A 15,643-nucleotide genomic window follows, 5' to 3' on the forward strand; every position below is an offset into this window, starting at 1 on the left:
CATCGATGTCGGCAAAGAACGGATCAATCAAACTCGTCGCCGGCAACTCCAATCCTGCGCTGGCGCAGGACATCGCCAAGGGACTTGGCATCGAACTGACCAAGGCCGTGGTCCGGCGCTTCGCCGACATGGAGATCTTCGTCGAGATCCAGGAGAATGTCCGCGGCTCGGACATGTTCATCCTGCAGTCGACGTCGTTTCCGGCCAACGACAATCTGATGGAACTGTTGATCATCACCGACGCGCTGCGCCGCTCCTCGGCGCGCCGCATCACCGCGGTGGTGCCCTATTTCGGTTATGCCAGGCAGGATCGCAGGTCCGGCTCGCGTACGCCGATCTCGGCCAAGCTCGTCGCCAACCTGATCTCGCACGCCGGCGTCGACCGCGTCATGACGCTCGACCTGCATGCCGGCCAGATCCAGGGTTTCTTCGACATCCCGACCGACAACTTGTTCGCGGCACCCCTGATGGTGCGCGACATCAAAGAAAAGTTCGACCTCGCCAAGGTGATGGTGGTGTCGCCCGACGTCGGCGGCGTGGCGCGTGCCCGCGGCCTCGCCAAGCGCATCAACACCCCGCTTGCCATCGTCGACAAGCGCCGCGAGCGCCCCGGCGAGTCCGAGGTGATGAACGTGATCGGCGACGTCGCCGGCTATAACTGCATCCTGGTCGACGACATCGTCGATTCCGGCGGCACGCTGGTGAATGCGGCCGAGGCGCTGATCGCGCACGGCGCCAAGGAAGTCTCGGCCTACATCACCCACGGCGTGCTGTCCGGCGGCGCCGCCGCGCGCATCGCCTCGTCGCGGCTGAAGGAACTCGTCATCACCGACTCGATCCTGCCGACCGAGGCCGTCAACAAGGCGCCGAACATCCGCCAGATCTCGATCGCCGGCCTGATCGCCGAAGCGATCGGCCGCACCGCGGCGGAAGAGTCGGTTTCCAGCCTGTTCGATTAAGCCCCACTGTCGTCCCGGCGAAAGCCGGGACCCATAACCACAGGCCTCCATTGTGGAGAGCCACTGTGGCCCCAGCTTTCGTGACAACAAACATTCGTGGTTATGGGTCCCTGCCTTCGCAGGGACGACACCGAGTATGTGGCGCCAGACGCGTTAGAACCCCGGCCGCGGAACGTGGCTCATCAGCGTCCGCGCATAGCCGCCATCGACGATGATCTCCTCACCATTGACGTATGACGAGCGGTCGCTGGCCAGGAACAGGGTCGCGTCCGCCATGTCCTGCGGTGCGCCGATCCGGCGCATCGGCACCACGGCGGTGCGCCGTTCGGTGACGCCAGGCGTGTCGTAGAAGGCCTGGCTCATCGGCGTCACGACAAGGCCGGGGCTCACCACATTGCTGCGGATGCCATGCGGCCCCCATTCGGCGGCGAGTTGCTGCGAGAGCATCACGACCGCGGCCTTGCTGACGCTGTAGGCGCCGCTCTGCCCCTGCGCATTGCTGGCAGCGATCGAGGCGACGTGGATAAGGCTGCCGCGTCCGGCCTTCCGCATCTGGCGGCCGAACGCCTGGGCGCAGATGAAATAGCCGGTGAGATTGACCGCCAGCACCGCATTCCATTCCGCGAGCGCGAGCGTATCGAGCCCGCCCGGACGCAGCACCGCCGCGGTGTTGACGAGGATGTCGCAAGCGCCGAGCGTGCGCGCGACGGCGTCGGCGGCTGCCGCGACATTGTCCTCGCTGGTCGTGTCGAAGGTCGCGACGAGATGACCGTCGCCGAACTCGCCAAGCTTTGCCTTGGTCTCCGCGAGGGAGCGCTCGTCGCGATCGAGCGCGGCGACCCTGGCGCCGGCCCGCGCGAAACTGACGGCGGTGGCGCGGCCGATACCGCCGCCTCCGCCGGTGACGACGGCAACGCGGCCCGACAGGCCGAGCCAGTCGGAGGAATGTTGTTCGGTCATGGGGCGCCTCCCGCGCGTTTTGGTTTTATGCCGCAAGCATAGCCGAACGCGCCGCAGGCGAGAGCGATCCCGGCACGCATGCCGGAATCGCTTTTCCGCCGATGCTAGCCGGGAATCCCGGCCGCGACCTGGCCGCGCAGACGCTCGAGGCTGAGCAGCGTGTTGGCGCAGGCTTCCGCGACCTCGATCCCCTTGATGACGAAGTGCTTGCGGAAGAACTCGTAATGCACCTCGGTCTCGTGGAATTGCTGCGGCGTCAGCACCGCCGAGAACACCGGCACCTCGGTGCGCAATTGCACATCCATCAGCGCCTTGATCACGGTGTCGGCGACGAATTCGTGGCGGTAGATGCCGCCATCGACGACGAGCCCGGCCGCGACGATCGCGGTGTAGCGGCGGGTCTTCGCCAGCAGCTGGGCATGCAGCGGGATCTCGAACGAGCCCGGCACCTCGAACACGTCGACATTGGTGATGTGCCTCGCCTCGATCTCCTTCAGGAAGGAGATGCGGCATTCTTCCACCACGTCGCGATGCCAGGACGACTGCACGAAGGCAACGCGCTGCGGCTTTGCGAAGTGCGGATGCTCCGGCGTCGGAGGATTGGCCGGCGTATCGGGAGCGATTTCTGCCTGGGGGGTTTGGACTTGAGAAGCTTGAACGTCTTGATCTTGCAACATCTGATTCATGGCTTTCCTCTTTCAGGACCAGAATCAGGGCACACGGACAACGACACGAGCCCACGCGAAAATCGCGTTGGCTGCCGCAACCGTTCTCTTTCATCCGGACTGTGACCGTCGGCTTCGGAATTGCACCGAATCTGCTGACCCTTCCGCCGGCTTCGCGGAGGAAGGCGCTCGCGGGCTTGGGCTCATCACCCTTACCGCCGGTGGGGATTTTCACCCCGCCCTGAGAACTCGGCACGCCCGGGATGGACGTGCCTGAGACGAAATATGACCAAAGCGCGACAGCCGGGCAAGGCCTTTGGCATGGGGAAACGGCATGTCCCCATGAGCGCGTTGCGGCTCTGCGAGGTTGATGCGAGGGCCCGACAGCTGATTCACAGGCGCGGCGAAGCGCCGGCAAATGGTTAACAAAGCGTTACGCGAACGCTTAGATTCCGATTTGTTCTCAAAATCACAGATGTGGCGGAGATCAGCTGTGGACGATGCGCGCTTTGGCTGTGGACGGACTCGGCGTGCGGTTGCGCGGATTCCGCAAATCACATCACTTCATCGGCGTCAGGTCCAGGGGCATCCGGAAGCCCGGTCAAGGAACTGCACTCGGCCACGACGCAGTATGTCGCAAGTGCCGGCTTCCGTGTGCGTATCAAGCGATCATAAGAACAAGGTCCGAGACGGCATGTCCCTCCTCGAAAGCATTATCGATTCCCGGAACAACCCGCTTGCGGTGGTCGAAGATATCGCCACCGACAACAACTGGGCGTTCGAGCGTTCCGGCGAAGACGAGGTGACGATCGTCTCCAAGGGAGACTGGATCGATTATCAACTCTCGTTCACCTGGATGGGCGAGATCGAGGCGCTGCATCTCGCCTGCGCCTTCGACATGAAGATGCCGCCGGCGCGCCGCGCCGAGGTGCAGCGGCTGGTCGCCGCGATCAACGAACAATTGTGGGTCGGCCATTTCGATCTGTGGACCCACACCGGCATGGTGATGCACCGTCAGGCGCTGGTGCTGCCCGGCGGCCTCACCGCCTCCACCGCGCAGTGCGAGGCCATGGTGGTCAACGCAATCCACGCCTGCGAGCGCTACTACCCGGCGTTCCAGTTCGTGGTGTGGGCCGGCAAGTCGACCGCCGAGGCGATGGCCGCGGCGATGTTCGACACCGAGGGCGAGGCGTAAGCTCCACGGACTCAATCGTCATGCGCGGGCTCGACCCGCGCATCCATCCGACAAAGCTGCTTTCATTCCGATGGATTGCCGGGTCAAGCCCGGCAATGACATTTGGCAGCTTGTGGCTCGCGCTTCACTTCACTAGAACCGCCTGTGGTTATGGGTCCCGGCTTTCGTCGGGACGACACCGGGTTTGTGGAGACGCCTGTGAGCACGAGCAGCGCACTGAAAAACTCGACCGGCACCATCGCGCTCGCAGGCGCGGGCAAGATGGGCGGCGCCATGCTGACCGGGTGGCTGGCGCAGGGCCTTGCCCCCGAGCGTGTCGCGGTGGTCGATCCGCATCTCTCGCCGGAAATTTCCGCGCTTGCCGCAAAGGGCGTGCGGCTCAATCCGCAGGCGAGGGATCTCGGCACGGTCGACACGCTTGTCGTCGCGGTGAAGCCGCAATCGTTCCGCGACGCCGGCGCCGCACTGAAATCCTTCGTCGGTCCCTCGACACTCGTCGTTTCGATCATGGCCGGCACGACCATGTCAGCGCTGGAAGAGGTTGTCGGCGGCGCGGTGGTGCGCGCGATGCCGAACACGCCGGCGGCGATCGGCCGCGGCATCACCGTTGCAGTACCGTCGAAGCACGTCACCGCCGCGCAGCGCGCGATGACCGATGCGTTGCTGAAAGCGACCGGGCTCGTCGAATGGGTCGACGATGAGAACCTGATGGACGCCGTGACCGCTGTCTCCGGCTCGGGCCCGGCCTATGTCTTCCTGCTCGCCGAGGAGCTGGCGCGCGCCGGCGTTGCAGCCGGCCTGCCCGAGCAGCTCGCGACCACGCTGGCGCGGGCGACCGTCGCCGGCTCCGGCGAGTTGCTGCATCGCTCGGATCTGCCGTCGGCGACCCTGCGGCAGAACGTCACCTCGCCCGGCGGCACAACGGCTGCGGCGCTCGAGGTGCTGATGGCGAGTGACGGCATGCAGCCGCTGATGACCCGCGCGATTGCCGCCGCGACAAGGCGCTCAAGGGAATTGGCGAAGTAGCGCATGCACGGTCATTGCCGGGCTTGACCCGGCAATCCATCGAACAAGGACGCTTTCTTCCTTGATGGATGCGCGGGTCAGGCTCGCGCATGACGAGTTCGCCGGACCAACGACACAGGCCGCCTACTGCGCCGAACCCGACGTCCCGGCCAGCCGCTTGTTGAAGCTTTCGACATTGATCAGACCGCGGGCGTGGCGGCCTTCGCCGAGCTTGCGCGTGCCCTCAAAGGCCTCGACCTCGAAGCGGATCACGCGGCGTTCGACCGCGATCACTTTTGAGGTCGTCCGCACGATGGCGCCGACCAGCGCGGCGGCGAGATGGCGGATATCGACCTCGGTCCCGACCGTGACCCAGCCGGGCTGCAGCGCGGCGCGGATGGCATCGCCCGACGCCATCTCCATGTCGAGGATCATCATCGGCGTCGCATAGACCATCGGCATGCCCGGCACGAAGTGACCGACGGTGCGCTCCGGCGGCACCACGAGCATGCGCTCGGCGCTCATGCCGATCTTGATGAAGTCGCGTGCGTCCATGGATGCCTCAAAACAGGTGCCGTCCCGGGCAAGCGAAGCGCGACCCGGGACCCATAACCACGAATATCAATCGGTCGAAAGCTGAGGCCGCAGCCTTTGCCAATCACCGGCATCGGTGGTTATGGGTCCCTGCTCCCGTGCGCAATTGCGCACTCGGCAGGGACGACGAAATGAATGCGAATTATTTTTTCGCCGCAGCCGCGCGCTCGACGAACGACTTGCCGCCCTTCATCTTGTGATGCAGCGGCGCTTCGTTGATCTGGATCACGACCGCGTCGGCATCGACGCCGAGATTCTTCACCAGCGCCTGGGTGATGTCGCGCATCATGCCGAGCTTCTGCTCGTCGGTGCGGCCGGCGGCCATGCTCACGGTGATCTCAGGCATCGTTGCTCTCCCTCTTGTTGTCGCCATGGCCGGGCTCCTCCCGGCCATTCACGTCGCCGCGCATCAAACAAGAGGTGGATGCCCGACACAAGGCCGGGCATGACGTCACAAGCGAATGGCTATCCCCACGCCACGTCATGCCGCGCCAGGACCTCGCGGACCCTGGCGACCAGATCGGCCTCTGCGCAGGAGAACTGCGCCGGACGCGTCTCACGCCATTCCTGGTTGGAGGCGATCGCGGCCGCGGCCTTGGCACCCTCGATCAAATCCTTGATCTGCACCTCGCCGCGCGCCTTCTCGTCCGAGCCCTGGATGATCACGCAGGGCGAGTTGCGGCGATCGGCATATTTGAGCTGGTTGCCCATGTTCTTCGGATTGCCGAGATAGAGCTCGGCGCGGATGCCGGCCTGGCGCAACTGCGCGACCATCTTCTGGTAGTCCGCGACACGATCGCGGTCGAACACGGTGACGACGACGGGGCCGAACTCGGCCTGTGTGTCGAGCTGGCCGAGCATCGTCAGCGCGGCCTGCAGGCGCGACACGCCGATCGAGAAGCCGGTTGCCGGCACCGGCTCGCCGCGGAAGCGCGAGACCAGACCATCATAGCGGCCGCCGCCACCGACCGAGCCGAACCGCACCGGGCGCCCCTTCTCGTCCTTGGTGTCGAGCAGCAGCTCAACCTCGTAGACCGGGCCGGTGTAATATTCGAGACCACGAACAACGGTGGGATCGATGCGGATGCGATCCGCGCCATAGCCGGACGCCGCGACCAGCTTGGCAATCTCTTCGAGCTCGCTCACGCCGGCCTGACCAACTTCGCTCTTCGCCAGATAGGTCTCCGCTGCAGCAATCGCCTCTCGCCAATCGTCGCGCTGCTGCGTGACGGCCAGGACGATATCGGCATCCGCGGGGCTCAGCTCGGCGCCTTTGGTAAAGTCGCCCTTGCCCTCTTCGCCGCCATCCCATCGTCCGGCACCAAGCAGCTTGCGAACCTCCTCGGCGGGAAATTTGTCGAGCTTGTCGATCGCGCGCAGCACGGTGAGGCGACGGCCTGCATTCTCGTCACCGCCGAGACCGATCGCCTCGAGCACGCCGTCGAGCACCTTACGGTTGTTCACCTTCACGACATAGGAGCCGCGCGGAATCCCGAGCGCTTCCATCGTGTCGGCCGCCATCATGCAAATCTCGGCGTCGGCCGCCGGCGTCGCCGAGCCGACGGTGTCGGCGTCGAACTGCATGAACTGACGGAAGCGGCCGGGACCCGGCTTCTCGTTGCGGAAGACATAGCCGAACCGATACGACCGATAAGGCTTCGGCAGCGCGTCGAAGTTCTCCGCGACATAGCGCGCGAGCGGCGCGGTCAGGTCGTAGCGCAGCGAGATCCACTGCTCGTCATCGTCCTGGAACGAGAACACGCCCTCGTTGGGCCGGTCCTGGTCGGGCAGGAACTTGCCGAGCGCGTCGGTGTATTCCATCGCCGGCGTCTCCACCGGCTCGAAGCCGTAGAGCTCGTAGACGGCGCGAATCTTCTCCACCATCGCCCGCGTGGCATTGATCGCGGCCGGGCCGCGATCTTCCAGCCCGCGCGGCAGGCGCGCCTTCAGTTTCTGGGGTTTTTTGGGTTTCTCGGCCATGAGCGGCCGTTTACCAGCCGGCGCGCAAGGCGGCAACCGGTGCCGCTACGCTGTCATTCCGGGGCGCGTCGAACGACGCGAACCCGGAATCTCGAGATTCCGGGTTCGATGCTGCGCCTCGCCCCGGAATGACGTTGCGTCCGTCACTGGACGTTCCTGATCCAGTTATGCGGGTCGTTGGTGCGACCGTACTGGATGTCGACCAGCTTCTTGCGCAGGCCCATGGCGACCGGGCCGGCCACGCCGCCGCTGATCTGGAAGTCGCCGCTCGCCGAGCACACCTTGCCGATCGGCGAGATGACGGCCGCGGTGCCGCAGGCGAACGCCTCTTTCAGCTTGCCGCTGGCGGCGTCAGCGCGCCATTGCTGGATCGTATAGGGCTCCTCGCGCACACGCGTGCCGGCATCCTTGGCAAGCGCAATGATTGAGTCGCGGGTGATGCCGGGCAGGATGGTGCCGAGCGGCGGCGTCAGCAGCGAGCCGTCGTCGAACGCGAAGAACACGTTCATGCCGCCGAGCTCCTCGATGTAGCGGCGCTCGACCGCATCGAGGAACACGACCTGGTCGCAGCCCCGTTCGATCGCCTCGGCCTGCGCGCGCAGGCTGGCGGCGTAATTGCCGCCGCATTTGACGGCACCGGTGCCGCCGATCGCGGCGCGGGTGTAATTCTCCGACACCCAGATCGACACCGGCGCAGGGCCGCCCTTGAAATAGGAGCCGACGGGCGAGGCGATGACCGAGAAGATGTACTCGGCCGACGGCTTCACGCCGAGGAAGATCTCGCTCGCGATCATGAAGGGCCGCAGATAGAGACTGCCTTCGCCACCCGGGATCCAGGCGCGATCGATCCGCACCAGCTGCTCGACCGCGTCGATGAACAATTCCTCGGGCAACGGCGCCATCGCCATGCGCTCGGCCGAATCATGGAAGCGGCGGGCATTGGCGTCGGGGCGAAACAGGTTCACGCCGCCGTCGTCGCGCTTGTAGGCCTTGAGGCCTTCAAAAATTTCCTGGGCGTAGTGCAGCACCGCGCCGGCCGGATCGAGCGGAAAATTCGCGCGGGCCTCGACGCGGGCGCTGTGCCAGCCCTTGCCCTGGCTGTAGCGGACGATCGCCATGTGATCGGTAAAGACCCGGCCGAAGCCGGGGTCCACGAGCTTCGCGGCGCGATCCTTGTCGGATGTCGCATTCGGCGAAGGCTGGATGTCAAATTTCAAAGTCATTTTTCTTGCTTTCCGCTGTCGGAACTGGCGCGATACCCGGCGCCGGCCTGTTTCCCCCGGAGCCATCAGGCTCGGCTGGCCCGAACTTCACCACCGCCGGCCGCGCCGCCGGCTTCCCTCGCCAACATGCCGTTTAGACATGCTTTTGCGGAATGCTGAAGTCCAGTATGTTTGCCGAAATGCCGCTCGACAATCGCACGGTAGTCCAATTTGCGGCCCAAACCGCCTCACAGGCTCGTTCAGGCCGCCTTAAACGCTGTCGAGGACAAAACGACCTAATGTTTCGTCGTGACAGGCAGTTTTGTAACATTGAACCCAAGATACGTCAATATGACTGACATAAATTTCTCAGGCATGGCTGCCAAGCCCGATTCGCAGGGAGACGACCAGGCTCCTGGGGCGGGGGCGCGCGACCTGCGCTGGGACATCATCGAGCTGTTGTTCTTCGCCTACCGCGACTTCGTCGGCGACGCCGACCAGGAGCTGGAGGCGTTCGGCTTCGGCCGCGCCCACCACCGCGTCATCCACTTCGTTACCCGCTATCCGGGGCTTAAGGTCGCCGACCTGCTCGACGTCCTGCGCATCACCAAGCAGTCGCTCGGGCGCGTGCTCAAGCAGCTCCTGGACGAGGGCTACATCGTGCAGAAGACCGGCAACAACGACCGCCGGCAGCGCCTGCTCTACGCCACGCCGAAGGGCGAGGCGCTGGTCGCCAAGCTCGCCGGGCTGCAGACCGACCGCATCAACCGCGCGGTCGCCGGCATCGATCCGGCCGGCGTCGAGACGGTTCGCCAATTCCTCCGCGCGATGATCGACCGCGACGATCCCGACAAGGTGCTCGAAGCGATCTTCGGCGGCGGCAGAAAAACGAGGGAGTGAGCTGGTGCAGGCTGCAACCATGATGCGCGCGCCGGTCGAGCCGGCCGACGACGCGCCGCATCTTCTCTTGGTCGACGACGACCGCCGCATTCGCGACCTGCTGTCGCGCTTTCTCTCCGGCGAAGGCTACCGGGTCACGACGGCGATGAGCGCCACCGATGCGCGCGCCAAGCTGCTCGGACTGCATTTCGACCTGCTGATCCTCGACGTGATGATGCCCGGCGAGAACGGCTTCGACCTCGCCCGCTTCATCCGCAGCTCCTCGACGGTGCCGATCATCATGCTGACCGCCCGCCACGAGGCGGAAGCCCGCATCGAGGGCCTGCAGATCGGCGCCGACGATTATGTCGCCAAGCCCTTCGAGCCGCGCGAGCTGGTGCTCCGGATCGGCAATATCCTCAAGCGCACCGCGCCGCCGCGGGTCGCAGTCGTCGAGCAGATCGCGTTCGGCCCCTATATTTTCCACATCGAGCGCAGCGAACTGCGTCAGGGCGAAGAGATCATCCACCTCACCGATCGCGAGCGCGAGATGCTGCGCATCCTCGCCAGCGCGCCCGGCGAGACCGTGCCGCGCGCCGAGTTGACCTCCGGCGGCACCGTCAACGAACGCGCGGTCGACGTGCAGATCAACCGCCTGCGCCGCAAGATCGAGCACGATCCTGCCAATCCGCTGTTCCTGCAGGCGGTGCGCGGCATCGGCTATCGCCTGGTGGCCGCGCCATAAGATGCTGCCAAAGATGCTGCCATGAGCACGCTCGACTCCGGCCTGACCCTGATCAAGAACGCCTCGCAGCGCGTCTCGAAGGCGAACGGCTGGATGGGCAACGCGTTCAAGAGCTGGATGCCGACCGGCCTCTATGCCCGCGCGCTGTTGATCATGATCGTGCCGATGGTGATCCTGCAGACCGTGGTGGCGTTCGTGTTCATGGAGCGGCACTGGAACACGGTGACGCGGCGCCTGTCGGCCGCGGTGGTGTCCGATATCGCCGCGCTGATCGACGTCTACAAGAGCTACCCGCAGGACAAGGACCGCGCGCAGCTTCGCCGCATCGCCCAGAAACTGCAGCTGGTGGTCGACTTCCTTCCCGCCGGCGACATGCCGCCGCCGGGGCCGAAGCCGTTCTTCTCGCTGCTCGACCAGACGCTGTCGGTGCAGCTCGGCCGCCAGATCAGCCGCCCGTTCTGGATCGACACCGTCGGTAAATCCAATTTGGTCGAGATCCGCGTGCAGCTCGACGATTCGGTGATGCGGATCTTCGCCCAGCGCAGCGCGGCCTACGCCTCCAATTCGGAGATCTTCATCTTCTGGATGCTCGGCACCTCGACGATCCTCCTGATCGTCGCCGTGCTGTTCCTGCGCAACCAGATCAAGCCGATCCTGCGGCTCGCCGACGCCGCCGAAAGTTTCGGCAAGGGCCGCGAGGCGCCGAACTTCCGGCCACGCGGCGCGCGCGAGGTGCGGCGCGCGGCGCAGGCCTTCATCGAGATGAAGGCGCGCGTCGAACGTTCGATCGAGCAGCGCACCGCGATGCTCGCCGGTGTATCGCATGATCTGCGCACCATCCTGACCCGGTTCAAGCTCGAGCTTGCCCTGATCGGCGAAGGCCCCGAGATCGACGCGATGCGCAAGGACGTCGACGAGATGTCGATGATGCTGGAGGATTATCTCGCCTTCGCGCGCGGCGATTCCGGCGAGGTCGCGCAGCCGACCGACATGGCGTTGGCGCTGGAGGAATTGCGCAGCGACGCCGAGCGCCACGGCCACACCGCAACCGTTGCGTTCCACGGCCTGCCCGTCGTCACGGTGAAGCCGGCCTCGTTCAAGCGCTGTCTCGCCAACCTCGTCTCCAATGCAGCGCGCCACGCCAACACGATCTCGATCACCGGCCATCGCGACCATCGCTATCTCAACGTCACGGTCGACGACGACGGGCCGGGCATCCCCGCCGACATGCGCGAGGAAGTGTTCAAGCCGTTCCTGCGGCTCGACGATGCCCGCAACCAGGACGAAGGCGGCACCGGGCTCGGGCTTGCGATCGCCCGCGACATCGCCCGCTCGCATGGCGGCGACATCATGCTCAGCGAAAGTCCGATGGGCGGCCTGCGCGCCGTCGTGCGGGTGCCGGTGTAACCTACCAGCGGTAGGACAAGGTGCCGATGACCTGCCGCCGTTCGCCGGCATAACAGTAGCCGGACTGGCAGGTCTGGTAGTGCGTGTCGAACAGATTGGTGGCGTTCAGGCGCGCGGTCGCGCCGAGGAAGCGCCGGTCCAGCTTGCCCAGATCGTAATCGATCACCGCATCGAACAGCGTCGTCGCCGCATTCTGGAACGTGTTCTGGTCGTTGCCGAAGTTCGTGCCGATATAGCGCACGCCGAGACCAAGCCCGAGGCCTTCGACGGGCACGCCGGACTGGAACGTATATTTGCCGAAGGCGGCGAAGGAATTCCTCGGAATGCCGGAGAGCTCATTGCCGGTCGTATCGGGATTGCCCTGCGTGATCACGACGTTGAGATGGGTGTAGGCGGCGGTGAGATCAAATCCCTGCTTGAGCGCCAGCTTCGCCTCGAGCTCCACGCCCTTGGATTCGACCTGCCCGGTCGCTGCCTGGAACGCCATGTTGTTCGGATCGGTGCGCAGCACATTGTCCTGCGTGATGTCGAACACCGCGGCGGTCAACAGCACCGGAACGTTCGGCATCTGATACTTGATGCCCACTTCCTTCTGCTCGCCGGTGGTCGGCCTGAACGGCAATCCGGATGCGTCGACGCCGACCTGCGGGGCGAATGCCGTCGCGTAGCTGATATAGGGCGCAATGCCGTTGTCGAAGACGTAGCTGAGGCCCGCACGGCCCGTGAAGGCGGTGGCCTTTTGCGTTGACGGCACGCCGTCCAGACCCGCGGTCGTCGTCTGCGACACCCAGCTCTGGCGCCCGTTGAGCGTCAGAATGAAGCCGCCGAGCTTGGCCTGCTCCTGTGCATAGACACCGACCTCGTCGGTCGACTGCTTGTTGAAGATCGAGAATGTCGGCGTCGCGATCGCCTGGGCGCCGTAGTTCATGGTCAGGAGATTGAGATCGGGCGCCGGCCCGTAACCGATCTTGTCGTTGTAGGAGGAGTGACCGTAGTCGACGCCGAACAGCACGGTATTCTTGATCGCGCCGAGCATGAACTTGGCCTCGGCCTGATTGTCGAGTGTCACCGTGTTGAAGCTGTCCAGGATCCGCCAGGCCGACCGCGACGCCAGATTGGTGCTGCCGTCGATCGAATCGATCTGGGTGTATTTCGCGTCGACGTCGACCTGGTAGAAGCGGAAGTTCTGCCGCACCGTCCACACGTCGTCGACATTATGCTCGAACGCGTAGCCGATGCGATATTGCTTCTGATCCATTGCGCTGAACGCCGGATCATTCGAGTAGATGTTGGTCAATTGTCCGTCGGGCGTGCGGAAATTGCCGATGCTGGCGGCGGTTCGGCTCTTTTGATATTCGCTGAGGATGGTGAAGGACGTGTCGGCGTCCGGCCGCCAGGTCAGCGCCGGCGCGATATAGGCGCGATCGTCGTCGTTGCCGGGGTACCAGGTCTTTGCGTCGCGAAGCAGGCCCGTCAGCCGGTAGTACAGCTGATCGCTGCCGGGCACCGGACCACCGACATCGAAACTGCCCTGGTAACGGTCGTAGGTGCCGCCCTGCAGCTGCACCTCACCGAATGCCGTCAACGGCGGCCGCTTGGTCGTGACATCCACGATGCCTCCTGGAGAGCCGAGGCCATAGAGGCCCGAGGCTGGTCCGCGGAGGATCGACACGCTGTCGAGACCGTAGGGTTCGATCTTGGGAATTGCGAAGTTGCCGCCGCCCTGGCGCAGGCCGTCGCGATAGATCCCTGCATAGGTCGCGTCGAAGCCACGGATGTAGAAACTATCGAACCTCGGATCATAGCCGAACGCCGTGGTCGTCACGCCGGGCGTGTAGCTGACGGCGTCCTTGAGCGTCTGAACGTTGCGATCCCTTAGCTCCTTTTGCGTGACGACCGAAAGCGACTGCGGCGTCTCGATCAGCGCCGTGCTGGTCTTGGTGCCGGCCGTGCTCGCGGTCGCGACGTAACCCGTGGTCATGCCGATCGCGCCTCCTGTGCCTTGCGACCGCGGAGCCTGGCTCCGGGCGGGCGCCGCGGCACTGCGGCGCCGGTTCGCCGCGACCGCGCGCGAAGCCCTGGTGTTCTGGCTTGAAACGACGGCACCGCGCTTCCTTGCGGCGCCAGGTTCATCCACCGTCACTGCGGGAAGTTCGCTGACATTGTTCTGCGGAGGACTTGTCTGCGCCTGAGCGGTGGCGACGTCTGCACCCATTGGCACAAGCACGACCGAACCGAGTAGCGCTGCATTGATCGCAGCCGTTGATGCAAGCAAGCCGCGCTTGCTCCGCAACGAAGCCATTCCCACCGAACAAATCCCCACATTGCCTTACGCCTACATCGATCGAGCCGCGTTTGCGACAAGGCCGGCATCGATTGGGGCGGACTTCTATCGGCGGGATGATCGAAATTCCACACGCGCAAAATAGAATCGATGGAAGCAGCAACGAAGCGCAACACTGGAGTGATTCAAGATGCGCAACGCTGGAACGATTCAAAACGACATCTTGGCGCGTCAGGCTTTCGACACAACGAATGCGAATGCGATGCGCGTCGTCTCTCGCAGAGAGTCTCGAACGCGAGGCACGCAGCGATCATTCAATGATGTTGCATCCCGTCGACGTCATCGCACGCCGATGAGCGCACGAACGCGGTGAACCGTCACCCCCGCGCAAAGGCTATCGCATTTCGTGGCGGTGTGCTCGTGGCCATCCTTCGAGACGCCCGCCTTGCGGGCTCCTCAGGATGAGGTCTTGTTCTGCGGCACAATAGTAGACCCTCATGGTGAGGAGCGCCGCTTGCGGCGCGTCTCGAACCACGAGGCCAAGCACTTGCGCGGTCGCCAAGGGGCATATGCGATGGCCCTAGGGGTGACGGGGAGGGATCGGATGGATTGCACATCGCCTCAGCGCAAGATTGCTTTGCAATTTTGTCGCGAGCTACTCGAAGTGATGGTGGTGCAAGCGGCGCAGCCTCTCAGCATGCGAGGCGATGCATTCAGGCGCGCGGCAACAGCCGGATGCGCTGCGCGCTACTTCTGCTTGGGCAGGAGGCTCTTCAGCTTTTCCATGTCCTTGACGTTCATCTTCATGCCGCCGGGCATGATGATGTCGCCGGCCTTCTGGTCGCTCTTGCAGGCGCCGAGCCACTTCGCCTCGATGGTCATCGTGGTGTCGCGCGAGCCGGCCGCGCCGCCCTCGGCATGCGAGGTGCTCTTCACCGTGTAGGCGGAATTAAAATCTCCGACGATCTCGGCATGGCTTTGCATCGTCATGCCGGCGACGCTGCAGACGCTGTCGCTGACATAGCCGGTCGCGGTCTTCTGGATATCCTGCTTGGAGCAGACTTCCTTGGCCATCGGCGAGGCCGCCGCACTCATCTCCTTGTCGGTGGTCTCGTCGGTGCAGTGCTGCATGGTGATTTCCGGCATCGGCCCGCCGGTGCGCACCATCTTCATCTCCCACAGACCGGCCTTGCGGATCGGCAGGTCGACGGCACTTGCGGCGCCAGCGGACAGGACAAGGCACACAGCCGAACCAAGCAAGGCAAGCTGTCGGGTCATGCGGTCGGCTCCCGGCTGAACGATCGAAAGATCTGGTGCGCGCTCAGTAGAGCGTGCGCAGCGGCCTCTGGGCTGCGCCATAGGGCACCCAGCGACAGGCGAAAGAGATGTAGCCGCCCGGATAGTTCTGCATCGCAAGGAACTTGACCACCTTGCCGTAGGAGGCGCAGTGATCGACGGCGAGCTGCCGGGCGTCGTTCTGGGTCGCCAGCGTATAGGCGATGATACCGCCGGTATCATTGCCCTTGAATGGCGGCACCGGCTGCATCCAATCCGCCCGCGCCGGCACAACGGCCAGCATCCCGCAAACGGCAACCAGGCAAGCGGCCAATTTCCTTCGCATCGCAGACTCCATTTCGCTTCGAGCCAACATAGAGTGCGCCGGCGACCGTGAAAAGAACGAGCCGGCTCCCCAAAGTGGACTTCTCCGCAGGTGTTGCCGCCCTGCACTTGACCTTGCCGGGGCTTCGCGGCACCGTCCGCGGCATCG

General features: G+C 64.6%; 15 protein-coding genes and 1 riboswitch. Of the genes, 6 read left to right on the plus strand and 9 right to left on the minus strand.

Going from position 1 to position 15,643, the window contains the following annotated elements:
- Positions 1 to 5: 5 nt before the first annotated feature.
- Entirely contained in the window at positions 6 to 959 is a 954-nt protein-coding gene (locus QA635_RS35780) for a ribose-phosphate pyrophosphokinase (RefSeq protein WP_028344316.1), read from the plus strand.
- A gap of 153 nt (positions 960 to 1,112) precedes the next feature.
- On the opposite strand, the gene QA635_RS35785 is transcribed toward QA635_RS35780, so the two are convergent.
- On the minus strand, positions 1,113 to 1,919 hold the full coding sequence (locus QA635_RS35785) for an SDR family NAD(P)-dependent oxidoreductase (protein WP_283064501.1): 807 nt from the start codon (positions 1,917 to 1,919) through the stop codon (positions 1,113 to 1,115).
- Positions 1,920 to 2,023: 104 nt separating this feature from the next.
- The gene (locus tag QA635_RS35790) at positions 2,024 to 2,605 is read right to left on the minus strand and encodes a 6,7-dimethyl-8-ribityllumazine synthase (RefSeq protein ID WP_283064504.1); all 582 of its coding nucleotides are present in this window, start codon (positions 2,603 to 2,605) and stop codon (positions 2,024 to 2,026) included.
- 78 nt (positions 2,606 to 2,683) lie between these two features.
- Positions 2,684 to 2,837: riboswitch (FMN riboswitch) on the minus strand.
- Positions 2,838 to 3,278: 441 nt separating this feature from the next.
- On the opposite strand from QA635_RS35790, the gene QA635_RS35795 reads away from it, so the two are divergent.
- On the plus strand, positions 3,279 to 3,779 hold the full coding sequence (locus tag QA635_RS35795) for a type III secretion system chaperone family protein (protein ID WP_225163797.1): 501 nt from the start codon (positions 3,279 to 3,281) through the stop codon (positions 3,777 to 3,779).
- Between the two features lie 150 nt (positions 3,780 to 3,929).
- Positions 3,930 to 4,805, plus strand: coding sequence for a pyrroline-5-carboxylate reductase (proC, locus tag QA635_RS35800; RefSeq protein WP_283072025.1), 876 nt, complete (start codon positions 3,930 to 3,932; stop codon positions 4,803 to 4,805).
- 123 nt (positions 4,806 to 4,928) lie between these two features.
- Here proC and QA635_RS35805 read toward each other — a convergent pair whose 3' ends face one another.
- The 4 genes from QA635_RS35805 to QA635_RS35820 all read right to left on the minus strand — a co-directional run bounded on the left by QA635_RS35805 (position 4,929) and on the right by QA635_RS35820 (position 8,581).
- Positions 4,929 to 5,339 carry a thioesterase family protein gene (locus tag QA635_RS35805; RefSeq protein WP_283064507.1) on the minus strand — a complete coding sequence of 137 codons (411 nt, stop codon included), beginning with the start codon at positions 5,337 to 5,339 and terminating at the stop codon, positions 4,929 to 4,931.
- 181 nt (positions 5,340 to 5,520) lie between these two features.
- The gene (locus QA635_RS35810; protein WP_018269806.1) at positions 5,521 to 5,724 is read right to left on the minus strand and encodes a tautomerase family protein; all 204 of its coding nucleotides are present in this window, start codon (positions 5,722 to 5,724) and stop codon (positions 5,521 to 5,523) included.
- 119 nt (positions 5,725 to 5,843) lie between these two features.
- Positions 5,844 to 7,358 carry a histidine--tRNA ligase gene (gene hisS, locus QA635_RS35815; protein WP_283064513.1) on the minus strand — a complete coding sequence of 505 codons (1,515 nt, stop codon included), beginning with the start codon at positions 7,356 to 7,358 and terminating at the stop codon, positions 5,844 to 5,846.
- Positions 7,359 to 7,501: 143 nt separating this feature from the next.
- Complete coding sequence (locus QA635_RS35820; RefSeq protein WP_283064515.1) at positions 7,502 to 8,581, minus strand: branched-chain amino acid aminotransferase; 1,080 nt, start codon at positions 8,579 to 8,581, stop codon at positions 7,502 to 7,504.
- 354 nt (positions 8,582 to 8,935) lie between these two features.
- Between QA635_RS35820 and QA635_RS35825 the strand changes: the two genes are divergently transcribed.
- From QA635_RS35825 to QA635_RS35835, 3 genes are read left to right on the plus strand one after another with little or no spacing between them, the layout of a single operon-like run.
- Positions 8,936 to 9,460 (plus strand): MarR family winged helix-turn-helix transcriptional regulator, encoded by a 525-nt coding sequence (locus QA635_RS35825; RefSeq protein ID WP_283072026.1) that lies wholly within the window; start codon positions 8,936 to 8,938, stop codon positions 9,458 to 9,460.
- 19 nt (positions 9,461 to 9,479) lie between these two features.
- A complete protein-coding gene (locus tag QA635_RS35830) occupies positions 9,480 to 10,184 on the plus strand; it encodes a response regulator (protein WP_425249218.1) in 705 nt (234 codons plus the stop codon).
- Positions 10,185 to 10,205: 21 nt separating this feature from the next.
- Complete coding sequence (locus tag QA635_RS35835; protein ID WP_016844484.1) at positions 10,206 to 11,591, plus strand: ATP-binding protein; 1,386 nt, start codon at positions 10,206 to 10,208, stop codon at positions 11,589 to 11,591.
- A 1-nt stretch (position 11,592) separates the two neighbouring features.
- Here QA635_RS35835 and QA635_RS35840 read toward each other — a convergent pair whose 3' ends face one another.
- The 3 genes from QA635_RS35840 to QA635_RS35850 all read right to left on the minus strand — a co-directional run bounded on the left by QA635_RS35840 (position 11,593) and on the right by QA635_RS35850 (position 15,496).
- Positions 11,593 to 13,572 carry a TonB-dependent siderophore receptor gene (locus QA635_RS35840; RefSeq protein ID WP_283064517.1) on the minus strand — a complete coding sequence of 660 codons (1,980 nt, stop codon included), beginning with the start codon at positions 13,570 to 13,572 and terminating at the stop codon, positions 11,593 to 11,595.
- Between the two features lie 1,050 nt (positions 13,573 to 14,622).
- A complete protein-coding gene (locus QA635_RS35845) occupies positions 14,623 to 15,153 on the minus strand; it encodes a DUF3617 domain-containing protein (RefSeq protein WP_283064519.1) in 531 nt (176 codons plus the stop codon).
- 43 nt (positions 15,154 to 15,196) lie between these two features.
- Positions 15,197 to 15,496 carry a hypothetical protein gene (locus QA635_RS35850; protein WP_283064521.1) on the minus strand — a complete coding sequence of 100 codons (300 nt, stop codon included), beginning with the start codon at positions 15,494 to 15,496 and terminating at the stop codon, positions 15,197 to 15,199.
- Between the last annotated feature and the right edge of the window lie 147 nt (positions 15,497 to 15,643).

This window comes from Bradyrhizobium brasilense (assembly GCF_029714345.1).
Taxonomy (GTDB): Bacteria; Pseudomonadota; Alphaproteobacteria; order Rhizobiales; family Xanthobacteraceae; genus Bradyrhizobium; species Bradyrhizobium australafricanum.